This is a genomic window from Rhodococcus sp. 008 (assembly GCF_001682295.1).
GTDB classification, from domain to species: domain Bacteria; phylum Actinomycetota; class Actinomycetes; order Mycobacteriales; family Mycobacteriaceae; genus Rhodococcus_F; species Rhodococcus_F qingshengii.
In genome coordinates this window covers 1,110,405-1,134,429 of the sequence record NZ_CP012749.1, presented here as the reverse complement: position 1 = coordinate 1,134,429, position 24,025 = coordinate 1,110,405, and the positions used below count along the sequence as shown (strand labels likewise).

At 61.9% G+C, this 24,025-nt stretch carries 22 protein-coding genes; 17 read left to right on the top strand and 5 right to left on the bottom strand.

Annotated elements, in window-relative coordinates; all coding sequences use genetic code 11:
• The first annotated feature begins 19 nt into the window (after positions 1-19).
• Positions 20-739: a DUF6319 family protein gene (locus AOT96_RS05310; protein WP_030537011.1), complete on the top strand. Its 720-nt coding sequence runs from the start codon at positions 20-22 to the stop codon at positions 737-739.
• A gap of 74 nt (positions 740-813) precedes the next feature.
• Positions 814-1,470, top strand: a complete 657-nt coding sequence (locus AOT96_RS05305; protein ID WP_007732621.1) for a S1 family peptidase — start codon at positions 814-816, stop codon at positions 1,468-1,470.
• 13 nt (positions 1,471-1,483) lie between these two features.
• Here AOT96_RS05305 and ilvD read toward each other — a convergent pair whose 3' ends face one another.
• Positions 1,484-3,178, bottom strand: coding sequence for a dihydroxy-acid dehydratase (gene ilvD, locus AOT96_RS05300; protein ID WP_003940201.1), 1,695 nt, complete (start codon positions 3,176-3,178; stop codon positions 1,484-1,486).
• Positions 3,179-3,320: 142 nt separating this feature from the next.
• Between ilvD and AOT96_RS05295 the strand changes: the two genes are divergently transcribed.
• The 3 genes from AOT96_RS05295 (at position 3,321) to AOT96_RS05285 (ending at position 6,725) form a co-directional block, all read left to right on the top strand.
• Positions 3,321-3,662 (top strand): hypothetical protein, encoded by a 342-nt coding sequence (locus AOT96_RS05295; RefSeq protein ID WP_003940142.1) that lies wholly within the window; start codon positions 3,321-3,323, stop codon positions 3,660-3,662.
• Positions 3,663-3,765: 103 nt separating this feature from the next.
• On the top strand, positions 3,766-5,454 hold the full coding sequence (locus AOT96_RS05290) for an alkaline phosphatase D family protein (RefSeq protein WP_003939836.1): 1,689 nt from the start codon (positions 3,766-3,768) through the stop codon (positions 5,452-5,454).
• The gene (locus AOT96_RS05285; protein WP_007732611.1) at positions 5,451-6,725 is read left to right on the top strand and encodes an alkaline phosphatase family protein; all 1,275 of its coding nucleotides are present in this window, start codon (positions 5,451-5,453) and stop codon (positions 6,723-6,725) included. Before AOT96_RS05290 ends, AOT96_RS05285 begins: the two co-directional genes overlap by 4 nt.
• On the opposite strand, the gene AOT96_RS05280 is transcribed toward AOT96_RS05285, so the two are convergent.
• A complete protein-coding gene (locus tag AOT96_RS05280; protein ID WP_007732609.1) occupies positions 6,722-7,279 on the bottom strand; it encodes a TIGR03086 family metal-binding protein in 558 nt (185 codons plus the stop codon). The genes AOT96_RS05285 and AOT96_RS05280 overlap by 4 nt on opposite strands.
• Before the next feature lie 101 nt (positions 7,280-7,380).
• Here AOT96_RS05280 and AOT96_RS05275 point away from each other — a divergent pair, with 101 nt between their 5' ends.
• The 6 genes from AOT96_RS05275 to AOT96_RS05250 all read left to right on the top strand — a co-directional run bounded on the left by AOT96_RS05275 (position 7,381) and on the right by AOT96_RS05250 (position 13,867).
• On the top strand, positions 7,381-8,376 hold the full coding sequence (locus tag AOT96_RS05275) for an aldo/keto reductase (protein ID WP_050656831.1): 996 nt from the start codon (positions 7,381-7,383) through the stop codon (positions 8,374-8,376).
• A gap of 45 nt (positions 8,377-8,421) precedes the next feature.
• On the top strand, positions 8,422-9,693 hold the full coding sequence (locus tag AOT96_RS05270; RefSeq protein ID WP_007732605.1) for an MFS transporter: 1,272 nt from the start codon (positions 8,422-8,424) through the stop codon (positions 9,691-9,693).
• Positions 9,694-9,763: 70 nt separating this feature from the next.
• Positions 9,764-10,192 carry a DUF6325 family protein gene (locus AOT96_RS05265; protein WP_007732604.1) on the top strand — a complete coding sequence of 143 codons (429 nt, stop codon included), beginning with the start codon at positions 9,764-9,766 and terminating at the stop codon, positions 10,190-10,192.
• Positions 10,193-10,216: 24 nt separating this feature from the next.
• Positions 10,217-10,543 carry an SHOCT domain-containing protein gene (locus tag AOT96_RS05260; protein ID WP_003939954.1) on the top strand — a complete coding sequence of 109 codons (327 nt, stop codon included), beginning with the start codon at positions 10,217-10,219 and terminating at the stop codon, positions 10,541-10,543.
• A 63-nt stretch (positions 10,544-10,606) separates the two neighbouring features.
• Positions 10,607-12,514 carry an alkyl/aryl-sulfatase gene (locus AOT96_RS05255; RefSeq protein ID WP_065351403.1) on the top strand — a complete coding sequence of 636 codons (1,908 nt, stop codon included), beginning with the start codon at positions 10,607-10,609 and terminating at the stop codon, positions 12,512-12,514.
• A gap of 114 nt (positions 12,515-12,628) precedes the next feature.
• Positions 12,629-13,867, top strand: a complete 1,239-nt coding sequence (locus AOT96_RS05250) for an HNH endonuclease signature motif containing protein (protein ID WP_065351402.1) — start codon at positions 12,629-12,631, stop codon at positions 13,865-13,867.
• A gap of 70 nt (positions 13,868-13,937) precedes the next feature.
• On the opposite strand, the gene AOT96_RS05245 is transcribed toward AOT96_RS05250, so the two are convergent.
• Entirely contained in the window at positions 13,938-14,933 is a 996-nt protein-coding gene (locus AOT96_RS05245; protein ID WP_065351401.1) for an endonuclease/exonuclease/phosphatase family protein, read from the bottom strand.
• Positions 14,934-15,000: 67 nt separating this feature from the next.
• Complete coding sequence (locus AOT96_RS05240; protein ID WP_003939891.1) at positions 15,001-16,422, bottom strand: short-chain fatty acyl-CoA regulator family protein; 1,422 nt, start codon at positions 16,420-16,422, stop codon at positions 15,001-15,003.
• 167 nt (positions 16,423-16,589) lie between these two features.
• Here AOT96_RS05240 and prpD point away from each other — a divergent pair, with 167 nt between their 5' ends.
• The 6 genes from prpD (at position 16,590) to AOT96_RS05210 (ending at position 22,504) form a co-directional block, all read left to right on the top strand.
• The gene (prpD, locus tag AOT96_RS05235; RefSeq protein ID WP_007732586.1) at positions 16,590-18,092 is read left to right on the top strand and encodes a 2-methylcitrate dehydratase PrpD; all 1,503 of its coding nucleotides are present in this window, start codon (positions 16,590-16,592) and stop codon (positions 18,090-18,092) included.
• Positions 18,092-19,009, top strand: a complete 918-nt coding sequence (prpB, locus tag AOT96_RS05230; RefSeq protein WP_058226554.1) for a methylisocitrate lyase — start codon at positions 18,092-18,094, stop codon at positions 19,007-19,009. Before prpD ends, prpB begins: the two co-directional genes overlap by 1 nt.
• Entirely contained in the window at positions 19,006-20,127 is a 1,122-nt protein-coding gene (locus AOT96_RS05225; protein WP_065351400.1) for a bifunctional 2-methylcitrate synthase/citrate synthase, read from the top strand. The genes prpB and AOT96_RS05225 overlap by 4 nt, the downstream gene beginning before the upstream one ends.
• Positions 20,128-20,316: 189 nt before the next feature.
• Complete coding sequence (locus AOT96_RS05220; RefSeq protein ID WP_065351399.1) at positions 20,317-21,099, top strand: enoyl-CoA hydratase; 783 nt, start codon at positions 20,317-20,319, stop codon at positions 21,097-21,099.
• Positions 21,100-21,159: 60 nt separating this feature from the next.
• Complete coding sequence (locus AOT96_RS05215; RefSeq protein ID WP_065351398.1) at positions 21,160-22,020, top strand: SDR family NAD(P)-dependent oxidoreductase; 861 nt, start codon at positions 21,160-21,162, stop codon at positions 22,018-22,020.
• A 10-nt stretch (positions 22,021-22,030) separates the two neighbouring features.
• Positions 22,031-22,504: a MerR family transcriptional regulator gene (locus AOT96_RS05210; RefSeq protein WP_065351397.1), complete on the top strand. Its 474-nt coding sequence runs from the start codon at positions 22,031-22,033 to the stop codon at positions 22,502-22,504.
• A 5-nt stretch (positions 22,505-22,509) separates the two neighbouring features.
• On the opposite strand, the gene AOT96_RS05205 is transcribed toward AOT96_RS05210, so the two are convergent.
• Entirely contained in the window at positions 22,510-24,015 is a 1,506-nt protein-coding gene (locus tag AOT96_RS05205) for an MFS transporter (RefSeq protein WP_065351396.1), read from the bottom strand.
• Between the last annotated feature and the right edge of the window lie 10 nt (positions 24,016-24,025).

The following is a 24,025-nucleotide window of genomic DNA, read 5'->3' as shown; positions in this document are numbered from 1 at the left end:
CTTCTGAAAGGACCTGCGCATGCCACCCCGTAGACGTTCCGGCGCTGCCGCATCAACGCCGGATCACCTCACTGCGGACAATCTGGCAGCGCTCGCCACGGCTGTCGCCGAAGGCAAGCGCGCCACCGTCTATCTGCGCGAGGCGACTCCCAGCCTGGGGATCGAAGCCGGTACCTCGGCGAAAGTCGTGTCGGTGGACGGCAACACCGTGATGATCCGCCCCAAAGGCGTCAACGACGAATTGCCTTTCGAGGCAGAGGAATTGCGCATAAACCGCGTCTCCGCGGCACCGGCCAAACCGGCGCCACGGCCCAAACCAGTTGTGGAGTCCGAGCCCCTGATGGAGCCACTCGTAGAGCCTGTTCGACCGAAGCCGCGTGCGCAGCCTGCACCCGCTCCGGTACCGACTGCCACTGCTGCCCCTGCCGCGACACCTCGTCCGGCCGTCAAGCGTGCGAAGAAACTGCCGGCCGGTATCAGCGTCACCATCCATGCCGGCGCGGACAACGACTGGAGCGTGACGGTCACACAGGGCGCCAAGCGTCCGGGCAAAGCAGTTCCGGTCGCACCCGATGCGGTCGAGCGAGCTGTCCGCGAGTTGGGTGAGCCCACCGCAATCGAGGCTGTCGAGTCCATCATCGTCGCTGCACGGGACATGGCTGCAGCGCGAGTCGACGAGTTGAGTCGTCAGCTCGAGGAGGCACGCAAGATGCTCGAAGCGCTCGGAGCTACCGACTAGAAACGCTGCGTAGGTCCGCACTTTCCGGGGTATGCGTTTTTTGCAGCGGGGAGATTACCGGCGGAGAGATTGTGATGTTGCAGCGAATTGTTTCGGCTCTGGCAGCGTTGGTCTTGGCACTCGGACTCGGGTTCATCGTCAGCAGCAATGCGGTTGCTGCACCCACGCCCATGGGTGGTGGTTCGGGCATCATCATCGACAATCAGCTGGTCTGTACGTTGACCACTATCGGTCACGACAACGGCGGCAGACTCGTAGGTATCACCGCAGGTCACTGCGGTGGTCCTGGATCGTTCGTGATCCCGGAAAGCAACGAGGACGCAGGCGTGGTCGGCACGTTCGTCGAGTCGAACCCGGACCTGGACTACGGGGTCATCCAGTTCGATCCGGGCAAGGTCACACCAGTTCGAACGGTGGGCGCGGCAACCATCACCTCGATCGGCGCTCCAGCCAGCTTCCCGGCCACAGCCTGCAAGGAAGGCCGTACGACGGGCACGACCTGCGGCGTCGTCTGGGGAGACCTGAGTGCCGACGCATCCACCTGGACTCAGATCTGCGTCGACCACGGTGATTCGGGAGCCCCGGTCACGGTCGGGACGACGCTGGTCGCGATGGTCAACGCCTACCTCTGGGTGCCGTGCCTGGGGCCGGAACTCGGCACCAACATGACCTCCATCGTGGACACGATCAATGCCCACGGAGGTGTCGGCGCCGGGTACCGGCCCATCTAGCGGCGAGCTGGGATCAGCCGCACACTGCTCCACCCGAGGCTGATCCCACGAGCTTGGAGTACTTGGCCAACACACCACGTGTGTAGCGAGGCGGCAACGGCTCCCAGCCCTTCTTGCGGGCTTCCAATTCGGAGTCGTCGACCAACAATTCGAGTTGTCCGGTACCCACGTCGAGCCGGATCTGATCGCCGTCGCGAACGAACGCGATGGGACCGCCGTCGACGGCCTCGGGCGCAACGTGTCCGACACACAGGCCGGTGGTGCCGCCCGAGAATCGTCCGTCCGTCAGCAGCAGGACGTCCTTGCCGAGACCCGCGCCCTTGATCGCGCCCGTGATGGCCAGCATCTCGCGCATGCCGGGACCACCCTTCGGGCCTTCGTAGCGGATGACGACAACGTCACCGCCGGTGATGGTGCCGTCCTCGAGAGCATCCATCGCGGCGCGCTCGCGTTCGAAAACCCGTGCAGTGCCGACGAATACATCAGACTCGAATCCTGCCGACTTGACCACCGCGCCGCCGGGCGCGAGTGACCCCTTCAAGATCGTGATGCCTCCGGTCGGGTGAATGGGCTTGTTCATCGCCCGCAGGACCTTGCCGTCCGGATCGGGCGGGGTGATGTGCGCGAGATTCTCCGCCACGGTCTTACCGGTGACGGTCAGGCAATCTCCGTGCATGAGTCCCGCGTCGAGCAATGCCTTCATGATCACGGGGACGCCGCCGATACGGTCGACGTCCGTCATGACGTGCTTTCCGAAAGGCTTGACGTCGGCGAGGTGCGGGACCTTCGCGCCGACGCGAGCGAAGTCGTCGAGCGTCAGCGGGACGTACGCTTCGTGCGCGATCGCGAGGAGATGGAGCACCGCATTGGTGGATCCGCCGAATGCCATGACTACTGCAATGGCGTTCTCGAACGCTTCCTTGGTGAGGATGTCCCTCGCGGTGATACCTCGACGCAGGAGTTCGACAACGGCTTTGCCGCTCTCGCGGGCGAAGCCGTCGCGGCGACGATCCGGTGCGGGCGGTGAAGCGCTGCCGGGCAGCGACATTCCCATGGCCTCGGCGGCGCTGGCCATCGTGTTTGCCGTGTACATGCCGCCGCACGCGCCTTCGCCCGGGCAGATCGCCCGTTCGATGGTGTCGACGTCGGCGCGGCTCATCAGCCCACGCGAGCAGGCGCCAACCGCCTCGAACGCGTCGATGACGGTGACTTCCCGCTCACTGCCGTCGGAAAGTTTGGCGACGCCGGGGAGGGTGGAGCCGGCGTAGAGGAACACGCTGGCGAGGTCGAGGCGGGCCGCCGCCATCATCATGCCGGGCAACGACTTGTCGCAGCCGGCGAGAAGGACCGATCCGTCGAGACGCTCGGCCTGCATGACGGTCTCGACGCTGTCCGCGATCACTTCACGGGAGACGAGGGAGAAGTGCATGCCCTCGTGCCCCATCGAAATGCCGTCGGAGACGGAGATAGTGCCGAATTCGAGAGGGAACCCGCCGGCTTCCCGTACGCCCTCCTTGACGGCCTTGGCCAGGCGATCGAGGGACAGGTTGCATGGCGTGATTTCGTTCCAGGACGAGGCGACGCCGATCTGCGACTTGACCCAGTCGTCGTCGCCCATTCCTACTGCACGCAACATGCCGCGCGCTGCGGTCTTTTCGAGTCCGTCGGTGACGTCACGACTTCTGGGCTTGATGTCGGGTTCGGTCATTTTCCAAGCATAGGCGTCAGCGGGGTGTGTTTCCGGCAGACGAGCGACTCGACTTGCCGACAAACGCCGTCCGTCGTGAATAGACTCGTCGCATCGCAGTTGGGGCTGAGTGTGCAGGTGATTGACGTACAGGGGGATTCACGTGGAGTCGGAACTGACTTCGGCTTTCGGATTTGCAGTTCTGGCCGCCTTCTTGACCGGTAGTGGTGTCTTCCTGGTCGTTCTGACGGTTCTGCACGAGATTGCCCGGTGGAAGGGCCGCTTCGTATCGGTGTGGGTGACTTTCTTTGCCGCTCTGCTGATACTGCCCATCCTGTTCGGCGCGTTGATCGCAGGTTATTCCGCGTTTTCCGAGGTCGACGGGTCCGAGGCTCTGCTTCCTCCGGCGTTCTGGATCCTGATCGCGGCCGGGGGTGCACTCGGCGGTTACATCGGAGTCAAGGTCGGTGTGGTTCGAGGCTCGGCCCTCGATTACCGGTTGTGATCGGGATCGACTCGATCAAACTTCCAGAGAAGCGCAGGCGAAGCCTGGGTGAACATCCCGAAGCTCTCTTGAACGCCCGTTCAGGTGCGGGTTCACTCCTAGCGTGCACACGAATGCCTTCGATCGAATATCCAGACGTGGCCTGCTGCAGGGATCGGCGGCCCTTGCCGGCGCAGTAGGTCTCGGTGTCGCTTCGGCGAGCCACGCCGGTGCCGAGGTTCCGGGTGGCAGCCCGGGCTTCGCGCACGGCGTGGCATCCGGTGACCCGTTGCCGGATGCGGTGATCATCTGGACCCGCATCACCCCGACGGCAGACGCGACGCCCGGTTCCGGCGTCGGGCCGGCGGTGACTCTCAACTGGCAGGTCGCGACCGATGAGGGGTTCGCGAGCGTCGTTGCGTCCGGAAGTGTTGCTGCTTCGGCGGATTCCGATCACACCGCGAAGGTCGACGTCACCGGACTCGATTCGTCGACGACGTACTGGTACCGATTCACTGCGGGTTCGGCTGTTTCTCCGGTGGGCCGCACCCGCACGGCTCCGTCGAACTCGGCAGATCTCGATCGTCTCCGCTTCGGCGTGGTGTCCTGCTCCAACTGGGAGGCGGGGTATTTCGGTGCCTATCGTCACCTCGCATTCCGCGAAGACCTCGACGCGATCATCCACCTCGGTGACTACATCTACGAGTACGGGCAGGGGGAGTACGGCGCGAGAAACGGATCCGTTCGCCTTCACGAGCCGGCCCACGAGATCATTTCGCTGGCCGACTACCGAATTCGGCACGCGCAGTACAAGACAGACCCGGATCTGGCAGCTCTGCACCTGAAGCTCCCGTTCATCACCACGTGGGACGATCACGAATCGGCCGACAACGCGTACCGGGACGGCGCCGAAAACCACACTCCCGGTGTCGAAGGTGACTGGGCAGATCGAAAGGCCAACTCGGCCAAGGCATATTTCGAGTGGATGCCCGTCCGCCCGTCGGGTAGTGGTTCGAGCGTTCAGCTGTATCGTCGGTTCCGCTTCGGGAATCTGGCCGAGATCTCGATGCTCGATCTGCGTACTTACCGCGACGAGCAACCGACCATGAAACAGGTCGACGATCCGTCGCGCACCATTACCGGACGCGCACAGATGGATTGGTTGACCAACGGAATCGTCACCTCCCCGACGCAGTGGAAGGTCGTCGGCAATCCGGTCATGATCACGCCCTGCGTGTTCCCGCCGCTGGAACCGGCGACCACCGCGGCGTTGACCGAACTGGTGGGTGTGCCGCAGGCCGGTGTCCCGTACAACACGGATCAGTGGGACGGGTACACCGCCGACCGCACCAGGCTTTTCGACGCGATCACCTCGAACGGTGTGGACAACACCGTCTTCATCACCGGTGACATCCACACGTCGTGGGCCTGCGACCTACCGACCAACGCCGCCAACTATCCGGGTGGGCCGACCGTCGGCGCCGAGTTCGTCGTCCCGTCGGTGACGTCGCCCAATATCGACGACATGCTGAAAGTGCCACCGCGCACGGTAACCGTTGCGGCAGAAGAAGCATTCAAGGCCGTGAACCGACACGTGCGGTACGTCGAACTGGATTCGCACGGCTACGGCGTATTCGAAATCGCCCGCGAAGGTACTCAGATGGACTGGTACTACGTCGACGATCTCACCAATCCGCAGAGCAATGCGCACTACGCCGTGAGCTACCGTCTTCCGGCAGGCGCGGGCAGTAGAGTCTCACCCACCTCGGCCGCCCTCGATCAGGCCTCGTACCGACCAGGAGTCGACCAGTGAGTATCGAAGTTTCGCGTCGTAGCGTTCTGATCGGTGGAAGTGTTGTCGCCGGAACGGCATTGCTCGGAACGCCCGCTCGCGCGAGTGTTCCCACCAGCGCCGGAATCCCAGACCTGGACGTGCATGTCATAGTCGTAGACGGCATGCGGCCGGACGAGCTGCGATCGGAGCTCACCCCGACGCTGACCGGGCTTGCGGCCGGCGGTATCCACTACCCGGACGCCAGTGCCATCACGATCGCAGAGACGCTGCCGAACCACACGGCGATGATGACGGGAGTGCTGCCGGCGCGTTCGGGTGTACCCGCCAACTCCGTCTACGATCCGGCCATCGACAAGAAGCGTGACCTCGATCGGCCTTCCGACCTGCAGGCATCGACGGTTCTGGATCGGGTGCGCACCGAACTCGGATTGACCACTGCGAGTGTGCTGTCGAAGCGCTACCTGCACGGGTTGTTCGGTGACCGCGCCTCATTGGTGTGGGATCCGCAGCCGCTCGTTCCCGGTACCGAGCATGCGCCGGACAACTTCACGATCGACGCCTTGATCCGTATCGTCGGCGGGAACTCGCCGCGGCTCTCGTTCACCAACCTCGGTGACGTCGATCGGGTCGGGCACCTGGATCTGTCCGGTCCGTCCATCCGGATCGCTCGCACGGCTGCACTTCAGAACACCGACAACCAGGTTCGCCGCTTCGTCGACTTCCTTCATGACACGGGTCGCTGGAATCGGAGCATTCTGATCGTGTTGGCCGACCACTCCATGGACTGGTCGGAGCCCGCGCGGCTCATCGGCTTGGATCGACCGCTGAACGCGGACCCGTTGCTGGCAGGCAAGATTCGAATCGCCCAGAACGGTGGCGCAGACCTGATCTACTTCATCGGACCCGATGGCGAACGGGCGGAAGCCGTCAGCCGGATTCAGCAGATCGTGGATGGTGTGGACGGCGTCGAATCCAGCCACCTCCCCGCCGAATTCGATCTCGGCACCAATGCCGGTGACGTCGTTGCGTTTTGCGCTCAGGGCTGGCGGTTCAGTGATCCGACTCCACTGTCCAACCCGATTCCCGGCAACCACGGCCACTTCGTGACACTGCCCATTCCGTTCTTCCTCAGCGGCGGACATCCCGCTCTGGACGGTGGACGGAAGATCGACACGCAGGCTCGCACGATCGACGTCGCGCCGACGGTTGCGGCTCTGCTCGGCCTCGGTGCACCTGCCGGCGGCTGGGACGGCGTCGCCCGCACGACGGGTGTGTCGCTGAACGTCTAACGAGGATCGCGACCGGTCAGGGCAATCAGCTTGTCCTGCAACGACGCATCGTCCGGGAGGTCGACGGGATCGGAGAAGAGTCCGCTCTCGGCGAGCATGTCGCGCTGCCCGTCGAGGTCGGACCAGACGGCCTCGACGAGGTCTGGATCGAGCCGCTCGTCTGCTCCGACCGCTCGCGCAAGGTCCCAGGTGTGGATCGTGACGTCCGAGGTCTGCTGGCGCAGATAGGGTTCCACCTTCACCGTGCCGTACGAGAGGTGAACGTGGGCACTGAGGTCCGTCGATTTCCACGCTTTGATTGCGGCATCGGAGTACTTCTGCCATTCGGTCCACAGGTCGTCCCCGACGGGAACGATGTCCGGTGTCGCCTCGCCGACCGTCAGTCCGGCCAGGAGCGGCGGTACCCACTGCTGCTCCTCGATGACGTGGCGGACGAGGTGTTCGACGTGCCAGTCGGAGTCGGGCGTGGGTGCGTTCCAGTCCTCGACCGCAGCGAGTCGTGAACCGAATTCGCGGTGGGCGGTGAGTACGAGTTCGAGCCAATCGAATGCCATCACTCGAGGGTAACCCGATCAGCGTGACGTTAATCGGTGCGTGAGGCTTCGATTCGGTGAAGACTGTCGGGGTTGTCGCTCAGTCGAATCGAGGAGTTTTCATGACCGTCCCCACCGTCACTCTGGCCGAAGGTCTCACTGTCAGCGCCCAGGGATACGGCGCGATGTCCGTCGCCCCGGTCTACGGCCCGGTGGATCCGGCCGAGGCGCTCGCCACGCTGCACCATGCGGTGGACATCGGGATCACGTTCATCGACACCGCCAACGTGTACGGCGAGGGCTCGAGCGAGCGTGCGGTGGGAGAGCTTCTCAAAGACCGCCGGGACGAAGTGCAGTTGGCGACCAAGTTCGGTCTGGTCGGCAACATCGCCAACGGTCAGCGCGGGATCAACGGAGACCCGGCTTACGTGCCGCGGGCACTCGACGAGTCTCTGGGACGACTCGGCGTCGATCATGTCGACCTCTACTACTTGCACCGGGTCGACCCGAACGTGCCGATCGAAGACACCGTCGGCGCGATCGCGGAGCAGGTGAAGGCGGGCAAGGTCCGCAACATCGGCCTGTCCGAGGCGACCGGCGATGAACTGCGTCGTGCGTACGGGGTGCATCCGATCGCGGCGATCCAGTCGGAATGGAGCATCTGGAGTCGGGACGTCGAGAACAAGGTAGTACCCACCGCCGCGGAACTCGGAGTCGGATTCGTGCCCTTCTCACCTGTGGGCCGAGGCTTCCTGGCGGGATCGTTCGATGCGGAGACGCTCGGTGACAACGACCTGCGCCGACGCTTCCCACGCTTCTCGGACTCCGCGCTCCCTGCTAATCAGAAGGTTCTCGACGTGGTCCGCGCCGTCGGTGAGGAGCTCGGCGCGACGCCTGCACAGGTTTCCCTGGCATGGCTCGATGCCAAGGGCCGTCAGCACGGGTTGCCTTCCGTTTCGATTCCCGGCACGCGGTTCGCTGCACGAGTCACGGAAAACGCCGGAGCGTTGGACATCGTTCTGAGCGAAGACCAGATCGCTCGCCTCGACTCCCTCGCCGCGATTACCGAAGGCTTCCGTTCGGCTGATTTGAATTGGGTCTCTCAGGGCCGCGAATAATCATGTCCTGAGCCTTGCGAAAGACAGGAGTAACATACAGACCCGATGAAAAAAGTGTGGTTGGTCTGGGGTGTCGGTGTTTTTGCCTACGTGATCGCCGTGCTTCACCGCACTTCGTTCGGCGTCTCGGGTCTGTCTGCTGCTGATCGGTTCTCGATCTCGCCCAGCGTTCTGTCGAGCTTCGTCGTGCTGCAGATCGTCGTGTACGCCGGCATGCAGATTCCGGCGGGAGTCCTCCTCGACCGCTACGGTTCGCGGATCATGATCGCAGTCGGTGCGTTCATCATGATGTCCGCGCAGTTGGCTCTCGCCTTCACCGAATCGCTGCCCGTCGCGATCGGTGCACGTATTGCCGTCGGTGCCGGGGATGCACTCACCTTCATCTCGGTGTTGCGGTTGGTACCGCAGTGGTTCCCGCCCCGGCAGGTGCCGTTGGTCTCGCAGTTCACGGGCATCCTCGGTCAGCTGGGCCAGGTGATGTCTGCGCTTCCGTTCATGTTGCTGTTGTCCGGACCGGGCTGGACTTTTGCCTACGGCAGCGCTGCCGCTGTCGGACTGTTGGCGTTTGCGCTGGCGTTGAGTGTCATCCGCGACGCGCCTCCCGGTGCCGACGTGGTCGCCGTGCCGGCCGGCGCCAAGGAGATCGGGCGACAGATCAAGACGGTGTGGATGCGGCCCGGCACCCGACTCGGGTTCTTCAGCCACATGGGGACTCAGTTCTCGATCACGACGTTCGCGCTGCTGTGGGGTGTGCCGTACCTGAAATCGGCTCAAGGCCTCGACTCCACGACGGTCGGCTCGCTGCTGACGCTGTCAGTCATCTCGGCAATCGTGGCCGGCCCGATCCTCGGTATTCTCACCGGTCGCTATCCCATGCGTCGATCGTGGTTGGTTCTCACCATCATGGTGGCCAGCGCGCTCATGTGGACGATCGTGCTTTCACGAAGCGAACCGTCTCCGCTCTGGTTGTTGACGATCCTGGTGGTCGTCATCTCGGTGGGTGGGCCGGGTTCGGTGATCGGCTTCGACTACGCGCGCACATCCAATCCGAGTTCGGCGATGGGCACCGCCCAGGGCATGGTCAACATCGGGGGATTCCTCGCTTCCCTCATCGTGATTCAAGTGATGGGCGTCATCCTCGGGCACATGGGCGGGTACACGTTCGACGGATTCCGTGTCGCCTGGATGGTGCAATATCCAGTTTGGATTCTCGGTATCGTCGGTGTGCTCGTCACCCGAGGCAAAGCCCGGCGAGCCCTCGCAGCAGAAGGCGTACACGTACGGCCGATTCGCGAAGTCATTCGTCGCAACAAATAACTCGATCGCATCGGGTAATTCATCCCCTGCGGGTGAGGTTCCCAAGCGTCCGAGCCACCAGGCTTGATGGATGAACGACGCAATGAACATCGGACCGGTCGAGCTCGTGGTGCTGGCATTCCCAGGTTCAACTGTGGATCCTGAAGCTGTCGCCGCGCTGCAGAACGTGGTGGAACGAGGTTTTGTCACTCTGCTCGACCTCGTGTACATCGCCAAGGACGCGGACGGACAGGTGTCGCAGATCGATGTCGACGAAGATCTCACCGACATCGGACTGGCGATTCTGTCCATCGAAGCCAAGGCATTGATCAGTGACGAGGACCTGGACGTGGTCCGTGAGTCACTCGAACCAGGAACGTCCGCCGCAGTCATCGTCTACGAGCAGACGTGGGCGCGTGAGCTCGCGTCGACGGTTCGCGGTGGCGGCGGCGACGTAGTCCTTCACGTTCAGATACCGCGCGAGGTAGTCGTCGCAGCGGTCGAAGCAGCATTTCAGTAGCGACAATTTCCCAAGGAGTTCGGCATGGTTTTTCGAGGTGGACGCAGAGGGCGGCCGGGGTTGCTCGGCACGGTGGCGCGCACGGCGGTAGTGGCTGGAACCGCAAAGGCGACGTCCAACGCCATGGATCGACGGAGTCAACGAAAGGCCAGCGAGCAGCAGCAGGAATATCAGCAGGAGTACCAGCAGCAACAGCCGCCGCCGCAGCAGCAGGTCGCCCCCGTGCAGTCCGTTCCCCCTTCAGGCGCGGACGATCTGGTCTCCAAGCTGCAGGAGTTGGGACAGCTTCATCAGTCCGGCGTGTTGACCGATGCCGAGTTCGCGGCGGCAAAGGCGCAGTTGCTGAGCTAGCCCTGCTGTTCTCTTCAATTGCGGCAATGCGCATTGCCGCAATTCGGCGTGAAAGGCTGACTTATGATCGACCCACGTGCGGCATCGGCCGCAATCGAAGCCGCGAACGCCCGAGTCGCCGAGACTCTACCGTTCTCCGACGACGCCGACTTCACCGAGGCGAAGCGGGGTTTCGTCGCCGCAATCGATCCGGGGCTGGTTTCCGATTCGGACGGAAAAGTCCTGTGGAACAACGATTCCTACGCGTTCCTTGACGAGGACTGCCCGCCAACGGTCAATCCGAGCTTGTGGCGTCAGTCGAAGTTGGTCGCCAAGCAGGGACTCTTTGCGGTGACGGATTCGATCTATCAGATTCGCGGACTTGATCTGTCGAACATGACGTTGATCGAGGGAGACACCGGAATCATAGTCATCGATCCACTGATCTCCCGGGAAACCGCTGCCGCCGGGCTCGCGCTGTACCGGGAACACCGTGGTGATCGACCAGTAGTCGCGGTGATCTACACGCATTCGCACATCGACCACTTCGGCGGGGTCAAAGGTGTGACCACCGACGACGACGTCGCCGCCGGGCGATGCGTGATCGTCGCACCCACCGGGCTCGTGGAGCACGCGGTCGAGGAAAACGTCTATGCGGGAACGGCAATGGCTCGACGTGCGGCCTACATGTACGGAGCGGCCTTACCCCGAGGTCCCCGAGGTAGCGTCGGAGCCGGGTTGGGGCAGACCACCTCAACCGGCACACCGACGCTCATTTCGCCGACGGTGTCGATCTCGAAGACAGGTCACACGGAGACGATCGACGGCGTTCGGATCGAATTCCAGATGACGCCCGGAACCGAGGCCCCGTCCGAGATGAACTTCTACTTCCCGGATTTGCGCGCACTGTGTATGGCGGAGAACGCAACTCATACTCTCCACAACCTGCTCACGCTTCGCGGTGCCCTGGTACGAGATCCTCACGTCTGGTCTGCGTACCTGACGGAATCGATCAATCGTTACGCCTCACGATCCGACGTTCTGTTTGCGTCCCACCACTGGCCGACGTGGGGGACCGAACGGCTCACCGAGTTCCTGTCATTGCAGCGCGACCTCTACGGGTACCTTCACGATCAGACACTTCGTCGAATCAATCAGGGGTGGACCGGTCTCGAGATCGCCGAATCGATCGAGCTGCCACCTGCATTGGCGCAGGCGTGGCACACGCACGGGTACTACGGTTCCGTCAGTCACAACGTCAAAGCCATCTACCAGCGATACATGGGTTGGTTCGACGGTAACCCTGCGCATCTGTGGGAGCATCCACCCGTCGAATCGGCCAAGCGTCACGTGGAGTTCATGGGCGGATCAGCAGAAGTGTTACGGAAAGCTCGGGAATCGTACGAGCGCGGCGACTTTCGCTGGGTTGCGCAGGTGGTGAACTACGTGGTCTTCGCTGAACCGGACAACGTCGAGGCCAAGAATCTGCAGGCCGATACCTTCGAGCAACTCGGGTACGGCGCCGAGAACGGCACCTGGCGGAACTTCTACCTCACCGGTGCATACGAACTGCGCAACGGCTCAGTGGGGACGCCCACGGTTGCCGCGGCGCCCGACATCACCGCAGCGCTGTCGGTAAGTCAAGTCTTCGATGCAGTATCGCTGCGCGTGGATGGAGTGCGCGCAGCGGGCTCGCACATCGTCGTCGATTGGAACATCACTGACGAAAACATCGTTCACCGAACGGAACTCAGCAACGGAGTTCTGATCCATTTCGACGTGGAAGGTGAGTCTGCAGATGCTGGGTCTGTGGATGCGATGTTCAGTTTGAGTCGTCTCGGCTTGCTCGGTGTGCTGCTCGGTGGTGCGGACTTGGGTGCTGAGATCGCGAATGGAACCATCTCGGTTTCCGGCGACCCGGCGAAGCTCGCAGAACTTGCCGGATACCTCGACGAGCCGGATCCGAACTTTGCGATAGTCACTCCGACCTAGCGCTGTATCAGTCGTGAACGAGCCTGTACTTCAACAGGTTTCGAGTCGCGCACCTTTTTGAAGTTGTCCGTTTCGTCTCTGGTTATCGAAAGTGTGTTCGATTAAACTTTGGGCATGGACAGTCGGGAAGCATGGCAACTGGATAGCGAGGACCTCAAGGGTGAGGTTCTGGATCTGGTGCGCGCCCGACACGAGTTGCAGTCGCGGATGGTGTTGCTGATCGTGGAGATGTTTTCCCGGGACGTTCTCGGTGGGAAGGGTTTTCGGGCGATCGCACAGTGGTTGCATGGTTCGACGAATCTGGAGATCGGTGAGTGCAGTCTGCTGGTCGGGTTGGCGCGGTTGTTGATGCTCGAACCGGTTGTCGGCGATGCGTTTCACCGCGGTGACGTGGATGCGTTGAAAGCCCGTCAGGTGGCGTCGTTTTGTCAGCATCCACCCAAGAACATGACCCTGGCGGATGTGGACAAGGCTCGCGGGATCCTGCTCGGGTTGGCGTCGCAGAACATTGCCGATTGTGATGCGGTGCGGGCGGCGATCCGGCGGATCGAGAAGCAGTACGGCAAACGCGAGGACGGCGTTCCGGTGGGTGAGGATTCGGAGCGTAACGAGTTCTACGCCTCGAAAGGGTTGTACGGACGGGTGACCGTGAAGGGCGATCTGGATGCGATCAACGGGGCCCGTCTGATCACGTTGCTGTCGAGCCTGTCTGCGCCGACGCCGGAGAAGGACGGCGTCAAGGACACCCGTACTCCGGCGCTGCGGCGCGCGGACGGGTTCTGCGAACTACTGCGGCGGTACGAGCGGGCGGGGTTGGGTCCGATCGAAGGCGGGGTGAAACCGCACATCACGGTCACCGCGTCCGCGAAAGACATGACGGACCTCAAAGCCTTGAAGGACCTGTTGCCGTCCACGGAGGAACTCGGGTTTGCGTGGACGGATTGGGTGGGCCCGATCAGCATCGACACCGCACGGATGTTGGCCTGCGACTGCACCGTGACGCGGATTTTGTTGGACGAGAACGGTGTTCCGCTCGACTGCGGCAAAGAAGCGCGAACGGCGACGGTTCCGCAGCGGCGGGCTCTTGCGGTTCGTGATGGTGGGTGTGCGTTTCCGGGGTGCGGGACTCCGTCGGGGTGGTGCGATGCCCATCATATTGTTCACTGGAACGATGGTGGCCCAACAGATCTCGACAACCTGATCTTGTTGTGCGGTCATCACCACCGGACGATGCACCACACCGAATGGCGGGTCGAGATCGGGCCCGACCGGAAAACAGTGTTCTATCCACCGATGTCGATCGACCCGTATCAACAGCCGATCGGCGGGAACAGCCCACCCACAGCAGCCTGAACCGCGACAACTGAAGACGTGAGCACCGGGGCACAACCATGCCCCGGTGCTTGCTCAATCCAGTATCTACTCAAGACAACGTGATGTCGGCAATCAGGCCGTGGTGATCGGATCCCTCGATCTCGATCCGTTCCAAGGATGTCGCCACGGCGCCTTTCGTGATGATGTGGTCGATACCGACCACCGCCGGATACCGCTTGTCGGTCGGATAGGTCGGGATCAGGCCGGAACCCAATTGGTCGGCGGCGCTGGTGTATCCGTTTCTGAGAAGATTCCGGAACTGTTTGTTCGAGTACGACGCGTTGAAGTCGCCGCTCACTATCACGTTGTCCCGTCCGGCGACTTTGTCCATGTAAGACCCAAGCCTTCGCTGCTCGTCCGCCCACACCGAAGGCGGTGAGATGTACGCCGGTGCCGGATGCACGGCGAACAATGTGACTGGCTGCGCCAAGCCGACATTCAGTTCTGCGGACAGCGTTTCGGGTGAGAATCCGTCGAGGCTACGCGGATTGGAGAGTGGAAAGCGACTGTAGATTCCTGCCCCGCCACCACCGTCGGTGTACGGGACGAGGAATTGGTGGCTCAGAACCTCGTCAAGCCCGGCGGCTTTGAGCGCGTCGGCTTCCTGGTACGTCAACTCCTGGACCGTCACCACGTCGACCTCGCGTTCGCGGACCATCGCCACAAGCGACTCCGGATCCGCTGCACCGACCATCAAGTTGGCCTGCATGATTCGAATCGATGGACCGTTCGCAGACGTCGACTCCCCAGTTCCGCCGATGTACAGCGGGCTCACAGACCATCCGAACAACCCAAGGACGAGGATCGAGGCGGCGCACACGATCCACTGACGCCCGATACCCGAGACGACGGCACCGATCAGCGGAGCAATCATCAACAAGGGCGCCACTGACGCCAGAACGATCACGATGTTGTGATCGACGTCCAACTGAGTTGCGATCAAGGCAACCAAACCAGTCACGATGCCGGCCACACCGGCCACGGCCGAAAGGCGGCGAAGAACCAGTCGACGAGGGGTCACGGCATCGGGTTGCATGACGTCCATGGAAGCAGAAGAGCGTCATAGCTCCGGGAAACTGCAGGTGGAGTCGGTGCGCCCTATTGTTTGCGCCCTATTGTTGCGGATACGGAAGGTGGCTGCTGCTGTTCTCACTGACGGAGATCGAGCGGCCGAGTTGGGGGAAGGCGCGTTGAGAGCACGCTGGCCTGTCACAGACTTTGCACCCCGCGCCGATCGGCACGATGGTCGCGGGGTCGTCCGTCTGAATTCCGTGTGAGTAGACCATGCGATCGGCGTAGCCGATGTCGCAACCGAGTCCGACGGCGAAGTTGCGCTCGGGTGCGAGGTACCCGAGTCCGCCGCTGTGGGTAGTGCGCGCCACCCAGAGGTATGTCCGGCCGTCGGGCATCTTCGCGACCTGAGTGAGGATGCGACCTGGGCTCGCGAATGCCTCGTGGATGACCCACAGCGGGCAGCTGCCTCCGACTCTGGAGAAGTGAAAGGCGGTAGCAGACTGACGCTTCGAGATGTTTCCGGCGCGATCGGTTCGGACGAAGAAGAAAGGGATGCCGCGTTGGCCGTGTCGTTGGAGAGTGGACAACCGGTGGCAGACTGTCTCGAAGCCGACCTCGAACTTGAGGCTGAGCAGGTCGATGTCGTACCGCAAGGCCTCAGCGGATTGCAGGAATTGGGTGTACGGGAGTAGCAGTGCGCCGGCAAAGTAGTGTGCGAGTCCGACGCGAGCCAGCGCTGCGGACTCGGCGCTCAATGATTCATCCTCGGCGACAAGGGAATCGATCACGTCGGCCTGCGTGAAGAAGGCCAACTGCATTGCGATCTGGAACGCGCGTTGTCCTGCCGACAGACGACGGGCGAGTGTGAGGACCGACTTGTTCGGATCGTAGTAACGCTTGGGGCCGAGCTTGTCGGGTTCGTCGGTACGGATCGTCACGGTGACGCCGTGCTGATCGCGAAGTAGTCGTGCCAGTTGCAAATCCACTGCGCCCACGGATAATCCGTTGTCCAGAAACATCTGCTCGGCAGCGTCGTCCAGAACGGCGATGTGATTCTTTCGGTCGTAGAAGAAGTCCCGAACTTCCTCGTAGGGCATCGGTACGAGTGACACATCGGATGCTGGTTCGCCGGACAACTGCGTCGAGAACTGGTCCAACTGCTCTGTCGCGGCGTGAAGGCGGCGGTGCAACATCACGAGGGTGCGTCCGACCGCCGGCATGCGGGCCACCAATTCGTCCACCTCGGCCAGAGATACGTCTCCAGATTCCGAAGTTTCGGCCAAGGCGTGATGAACGTCCGCAACCAGGCGTGCGTCGGAATCGGAGGCGAAGAATTGCACGTCGAGATCGAACTCGGCGTTGAGCTTGAGAAGGACGGGCACCGTCAGCGGTCGTTGATCGTTCTCCAGTTGATTGACATAGCTGGGGGAGAGTTCGAGTGCCTTCGCCAGTGCGGACTGTGACAGGTTTCGTTCCTCCCGCAGCCGTCGCAGCCGCGCTCCCGCGTACATCTTCTTCATCGAATCTCCTCGGTGCCGATCGCGTCCACCCTACCGAGAAGCTATTCGCAACATTCGCAACATTGCAGCATTGTCATTGCACAAATAGGCAATTGCGAGGGCCTATCCCGAGGTGAATGAGCTGCGTAGCGTGCAAATAGATACCGAAGAACGTGAGAAGAGGACCGATGAAGACGCATCTCGTACGCACTCACCGCTCTGCCGAAGAGTTCCCCAAGGAAGACCACCTCGCGTGGAAGATCGCGGAAGTTGCGACGGATTCCGTCGACGTCACCGACGCCACATCCGACATGATCGTCAACCGGATCATCGACAACGCGGCAGTTGCCGCAGCTTCCCTGGTGCGCCGTCCCGTGGTGAATGCGCGGGCGCAAGCACAGTCGCATCCGTATACGCCGGGCTCCACCGTGTTCGGTATCCCCGGTACGTTCTCGCCTGAATGGGCCGCCTGGGCCAACGGTGTCGCGGTTCGTGAACTCGATTTCCACGACACGTTCCTCGCCGCCGAGTACTCGCACCCCGGAGACAACATCCCGCCGATCCTCGCCGTCGCTCAGCACACCAGCCGTGACGGTCGAGACCTGATTCGTGGTCTGGCGACCGGCTACGAGATCCAGATCGACCTGGTTCGGGCTATCTGCCTGCACGAGCACAAGATCGACCACGTCGCACACCTCGGCCCCTCGGCTGCGGCAGGTATCGGAACTTTGCTGGGCCTGGGCACCGAGACGGTCTACCAGGCAATCGGCCAGGCGCTGCACCTCACGACGGCGACACGTCAGTCCCGCAAGGGCGAGATATCCAGTTGGAAGGCGTACGCGCCTGCGCTGGCAGGCAAGGTTGCCGTAGAGGCGGTCGACCGCGCGATGCGCGGTGAGGGCGCACCGTCACCGATCTGGGAAGGCGAAGACGGCGTCATCGCCTGGCTACTCGGTGGCCCGGACAAGGAGTACCACGTTCCGCTGCCCGGTTCGGGTGAGGCGAAGCGCGCCATCCTCGACTCGTACACCAAAGAACACTCCGCGGAGTACCAGAGCCAGGCGCCGATCGACCTCGCTCGCCGAATGCGTTCTCGTGTCGGTGATCTCGACCAGATCGCCTCGATCGTCCTGCATACCAGCCACCACACCCACGTCGTCATCGGCACCGGTTCCGGCGATCCGCAGAAGTTCGACCCGACCGCCTCGCGTGAAACCCTCGACCACTCGGTGATGTACATCTTTGCCGTTGCGCTACAGGACGGTACGTGGCACCACGAACATTCCTACGCGTCCGAGCGTGCACAGCGCGCGGACACGATCGAGCTGTGGAACAAGATCTCCACGCGCGAAGATCCCGAATGGACACGCCGTTACCACTCGACGGATCCGGACGAGAAGGCTTTCGGTGCTCGCGCCGAGATCACCTTGAAGAGCGGCGAAGTCATCGTCGACGAGCTTGCGGTGGCCGATGCGCACCCGCTCGGCGCACGTCCGTTCGCTCGCGATCAGTACGTCGCGAAATTCCGCACCCTCGCCGAGGGCGTCATCGAGCCGAGCGAACAGGACCGCTTCCTCGATGCGGCTCAGCGCACCGCCGAATTGAAGGCAGGCGAACTCGATCAGCTGACCTTCACCGTTTCCGAAGACGTTCTCGCTCGGGCTCCCAAGGTCGCCAAGGGACTTTTCTGATGTCGGGCCTCATCGCAGCCGCGACGTCTGCAGCCGACAAGCGGATTGCCTTCCGGGCCGGACTGACGTCCGGAAAGATTCAACGACTCCCGGGTGCGATCAATCCGCTGACAGCCAAGCTCATTGAGGAAATCGGGTTCGAGGGTGTCTACGTTTCAGGTGGTGCGTACTCCGCCGGATTGGCGCTTCCCGACATCGGACTGACCACCTTGACCGAGGTCGCCGGCCACAGCAAGCAGATCGCGCGCGTCACGGACCTCCCGACGCTCGTCGACGCCGACACCGGTTTCGGTGAACCTATGAGCGCGGCCCGCACGGTCACGATCTTCGAGGACGACGGAATAGCCGGTCTGCACCTCGAGGATCAGATCAACCCCAAACGCTGCGGGCACCTCGACGGCAAAGCAATTGTGCCCACCGAAGACATGGTTCGCCGTGTTCGTGCTGCAGTGTCGGCGCGTCGTGACCCGAACTTCGTCATCTGCGCGCGCACCGATGCTGCCGGAATCGACGGTATCGACGCGGCGATCGAGCGAGCAAAGGCCTATGTGGATGCCGGTGCCGATCTGATCTTCACCGAAGCTCTTGCCACCGAGGCCGACTTCGAGAAGTTCCGCGCAGCAGTCGACACTCCGCTCCTCGCCAACATGACCGAGTTCGGGAAGTCGAACCTCATTTCGGCGAAGACATTGGAAGAGATCGGTTTCAACGCCGTCATCTACCCCGTGACCACCCTTCGGCTGGCGATGTTCGCTATCGAAAAGGGTCTGCGCGAGATTTTTGCGGAGGGCACGCAAGAAGGACTGCTCGGCGAAATGCAGCATCGCAGCAGGTTGTACGAGATTCTCGAGTACGAGCGCTACAACGAATTCGACAGTGGCATTTTCAATTTCAGCTTGGAGGGGAGTAGGACATGACCGAACAGATTCCGACGATCTACAAGGGCTTGGCCGGAGTTGTCGTCGATACGACGGCTATCTCCAAGGTAGTGCCCGAGACGAATTCGTTGACGTATCGCGGTTACGCAGTGCAGGACCTTGCCGCGAACTGCAGCTTCGAAGAAGTTGCGCACCTGCTCTGGTACGGCGAACTGCCGACTCCCGAGCAGCTCGAATTACTCTGCCTGCGTGAGCGTGCGGCCCGTCGTGCCGACCGCTCACTGCTCTCGCTTCTGACCAAGATGCCGGACAACTGCCACCCCATGGATGTTGTCCGCACGGCGATCAGCTACCTCGGCGCCGAGGATCCGGCGGAGGACGACAACTCGGAGAAGGCCAATCTGGCCAAGGCGCTGCGGATGACGGCTGTGCTGCCGACCATCGTCGCAGCCGATTTCCGCCGCCGGCGCGGTCAGGATCCCATCGCGCCGCAGTCGGACCTGGGTTTCGCCGAAAACTTCTTGAACATGTGCTTCGGTGCTGTTCCGGAGCCGGCGATCGTGAAGGCCTTCGAGGTCTCGCTGATCCTGTACGCGGAGCACTCCTTCAACGCCTCGACGTTCGCCGCTCGTGTTGTGACGTCCACACTTTCGGACATCTACAGCGCAGTGACCGCTGCTATCGGCACGCTCAAGGGCCCGTTGCACGGCGGTGCAAACGAAGCTGTCATGCACGACATGCTCGAGATCGACGACCCCGACCGCGCCGAAGCCTGGATGTCGGAGAAGTTGGCTGCCAAGGAGAAGGTCATGGGCTTCGGGCACCGCGTCTACAAGAACGGTGATTCGCGTGTTCCGGCCATGAAGCAGGCCCTCCTCGACGTCGCGGCAGCGACCGACGGCGAGAAGTGGGTGCAGATGTACGAGATCCTCGAGAAGACCATGGTCAGTGCCACCGGAATCAAGCCGAATCTCGATTTCCCCACGGGCCCTGCATATTTCCTCATGGGCTTCGACGTCGAGATGTTCACGCCGATCTTCGTGATGAGCCGCATCACCGGATGGACGGCGCACATCATCGAGCAGGGGCAGTCGAATGCACTGATCAGGCCGCTGAGCCAGTATTCGGGCGTGCCACAGCGCACAGTCGTGGCATGACACTTTTTGCTGTCGTGGCATGACGCCCCTTTGACACTGCGTCGGCGAGGTTCGGTTCTGGCATCACCGTCTCCTGGCCTCGTCGACGCTTCTCCGTTCGCACTATCTGCAACTTTGCATCGAGAATTCGCAAAGATATTCAAGTGCAATGTGTTTCGACTTTTCTCTACCGGAAATAACGTGAGTGTCATGACTGAAACGCACGAAGAAATCTTGATCATCCGTCGTGGCGAGACCCTCGACGTCGTGTTCAACCGGCCGGAAAAGCGCAACGCATTGACCCCGCAGATGTACGACGCCATTGCCGGAGCCTGCCGGCGCGCCGACTCCGACCGCGAGATTCGGTTACTCACTCTCCGAGGTGCTGGGGGAGAGGCGTTCTCGGCGGGCTCCGACATTGGCCACTTTCAAACCTTCTCGAGCTTTCAGGACGGGCTCGACTACGAAAGCCGGTTCGTCGGCGTACTGACCGAACTCGAGAAAGTGAGGGTTCCCACCCTCGCGGTCATCGACGGTGTGTGCGCGGGAGCAGGGCTGTTGCTGTCGGCAGCGTGCGATGTGCGGATCGCGACGCAGGGGTCCCGCTTCTGCCTCCCGATCGCGCGCACGCTCGGAAACTCGTTGTCGGTCCATTCCGTGGCGTTGCTGGCGGACAGGATCGGCAGTTCGCGTCTGATGTCGTTGGTGGCTCGGGCGGGGGTCATGTCGAGCGACGAGGCTCTGCGGAACGGCTTCCTCAGCGACTGTGCAACAGAGACCGAGTTCGCGAGCCTGACTGCCCAGGTATCTCGCGATCTACTTGCCGCCGCCCCGATGACCGTCTGGACTATTCGGGAGTCCCTGCGACGCATCAGAACCCGAGTGATTGCCGACAACGATGATCTGATGAGCATGATCTACAGCAGTGACGACTTCAAAGCCGGCGTCGACGGTTTCCTTCGCGGGGAACGACCGGTGTGGGCCGGCGTGTAGTTCGGCGGTAGAACCACAGGCTTGCGTTGGAGCGCGCTCTAACCCCTAGCGTTGCCGACCATGACAACAAAGACCTGGATCATCACCGGAGTTTCTCAGGGTTTCGGCCGTGAACTCGCACTGTCTGCACTTCGATCGGGCGACGCGGTAGTCGCTGCAGTTCGTCGTCCCGAGTCCGTTGCAGATATTGCGTCGGCGAATCCGGATCGGTTCTCGGCGGTGACGTTCGACGTCAGAGACACCGCAGCGGCTCCGGGCGTCGTCGAATATGCGCTCGAGCGCTTCGGTCGCATCGACGTGCTGGTCAACAATGCCGGTCGTGGGATGGTCGGCGCGGCGGAGATGGTGGACGATTCGACCTTGCGGGATCTCATGGAACTGCACCTGATCGGACCCGCCGCGATGGTGCGCGCCGTCCTCCCGTCGATGCGAGTGCAGGGCAGCGGGACGATCGTGCAGATGAGCAGTCAAGGCGGCCGTATGTCGTTTCCCGGTGTCGGGGCGTACTCGGCGTCGAAGTTCGCTCTCGAGGGTTGGTCGGAGGCTCTCGCCGGTGAGGTCGCGCAGTTCGGCGTTCGGGTGATGATCGTCGAGCCCAGCCGATTCCGTACAGCATTCAACACACCTGGCGTTCTGAGCTTCGCCGAATCATCATCGGAATACCGTGATGTGCTCGATCCCGTTCTGCGGGACATGGCGGCCGCAGACGGTGTTCAGGAGGGTGATCCGAAGAAGGCGGCAGAGATCATCACCTCGCTTGTGCACAGCGAGAAAGTGCCACTTCGTCTGCCACTCGGAAAGGAAGCCGTGGAGCGTGTCTCCGCGTCGTATCGGAAGAATCTCGCCGAGGTATACGTCTGGGCCGACCTCGCTCGCAGCGCCGATTTCGCGGATGCTGCCGGACCTGTCCGCCCGTTCTAGGCTGGGAGTCATGGCTACCGAAGACTTGATGCGTAGGGCGCTCGAGGCCCTTGGGGAAGTGGACGGGCCCATGTCGATCGAGGTCATTCACCGGCTCGTCGATGCAGGGGACGTCGAAGATCCGATGTCGATCGCCGAAGTGTCGGACCTACTGGATGTTTCGGCACATACCCTGCGCTATTACGAGAAGATCGGCCTGGTCACGGTCGATCGTGACTCGAGCGGACATCGTGTGTACGGCCCGGAATCTGTTCGCAGGCTGGTGTTTCTGACCCGCATGCGTATTTCAGGCATGGCGATTCGTGACCTGCAGCACTACGTCGAACTGGTCGACGCCGGTGAAGGGACAGTTCCGGAGAGGCTCGACATGCTGCTCGAGCACCGGGACACCGTTCGTCGGCAGATCAAGGAGCTCACGTTGTCTTTGGCTGCGACGGAGTACAAGATTGCGACGTACGGCGGGCGGACCGGAGAGCAGGAGTGATCCGTTCAGTGGATGTGAGTGGCTGTTTTCGTGACTCGCCCTCTTCTGATTCCGATCGAGACGAACGCGCCAATCAGGGAGACGATGGCGCCCACCCACATCGTCGTCTGCAGCCCATACATGAATGCAGTCTCTGTCGCTGATCGCAGTGTGAGGGAAAGAGCCGGGTCAATTTCTGTCACGACTGGTGTGGTGCCCTGGGCGACGGCGCGAACCGCATCTTCCGAGACTCGATCGACTATGAAGTCGGGAATGACGTTGCCCAGTAGTGTTTCGTGGAACTTTGCTGCGGATGCCGCCGCCATCACGGCTCCGAGCACTGAAGTTCCGAGGATACCGCCAACTTGAAGTGAGGTCTGATGGACGCCCGCGGCAGGTCCGGCGTCTGCGACGTTCGCATTCCCTAGGATCGCTTGGACTGACGCAGTCATCACAAACCCGATTCCCAGGCCCAGTACCACAAACGGAATGGCCAGAGAAAGGTAGCTTCCGTGTGGTTCGATGGTGGTGAACAGTAGGAATCCCACTGCGCTGAGCAACATTCCCATAAATAAGGGCGGACGTGCGCCGTACCGTTTGATGATCCAACCGCAACTGCTCGAAGCGATTACATTCGCGATACTCATCGGGAGGATGTGGAGTCCAGCGGCCATGGGGGAGTCACCGTTGATCTGTTGCAAGAACAAGAGAATGAAGAACAGTGAGCCGACAAGCGCAAAGAAGGAGATGATTGTCAGGATGACTCCGAGTGTGATTGACCGGTCAGCGAATAGCCGAAGCGGCACCAAAGGATCCGATGCGCGTCGCTCCGCTTCTACGAAGGCCAAACCAGTGACGGTTCCACCGACCAGCCACCCGATGACATGCCAATCAGTCCAACCACTTTCGGGGGCTTTTATAAGTCCATAGGTTATGGCGAGGAGTGAACTCGTCAGCAAGATCGAACCCAGGACGTCGAACTTTACAGTCCGTACGACCCGGCCCTTGGGGAGCAGAAACAATCCTGTAGCGAGGGAAATCGCCGCAACGGGGACGTTGATCAAGAAGGCCCATCGCCAGCTGGTGTGCTCGATCAGCAATCCGCCGATCAGGGGGCCGGCGGCGGATGAAGCGCCGATCAGCGATGCGAAGACCGCAAGCGCCTTCGGAAGTGCTGCCTCGGAGAAGACGGACCGAAGCAATGCCAGAGCGTTGGTGACGATCAGTGCGCCGAAAATTCCCTGGCCGAGTCTCGAGAAGATCACCATTTCTACACTGTGCGCCAAGGCAATTCCCGCTGATGCCAGCCCGAAACCGACGATCCCAGAAAGGAACACAGATCGTCGTCCGAAGCGATCGCCCAACCTTCCCGCGAGAACGAGCGTTGCCGCCATCGCGAGCAGATAAATGTTGGTAATCCATTGCAAACCAGAGAGACTCGCGCCTAGATCGACGACAAGAACCGGATTGGCCACTGCCGTTATCGTGCCGTCGAGCGAAACGATGAGAACGCCGAGTGCGATCGCAGTCATGGCGACCCAG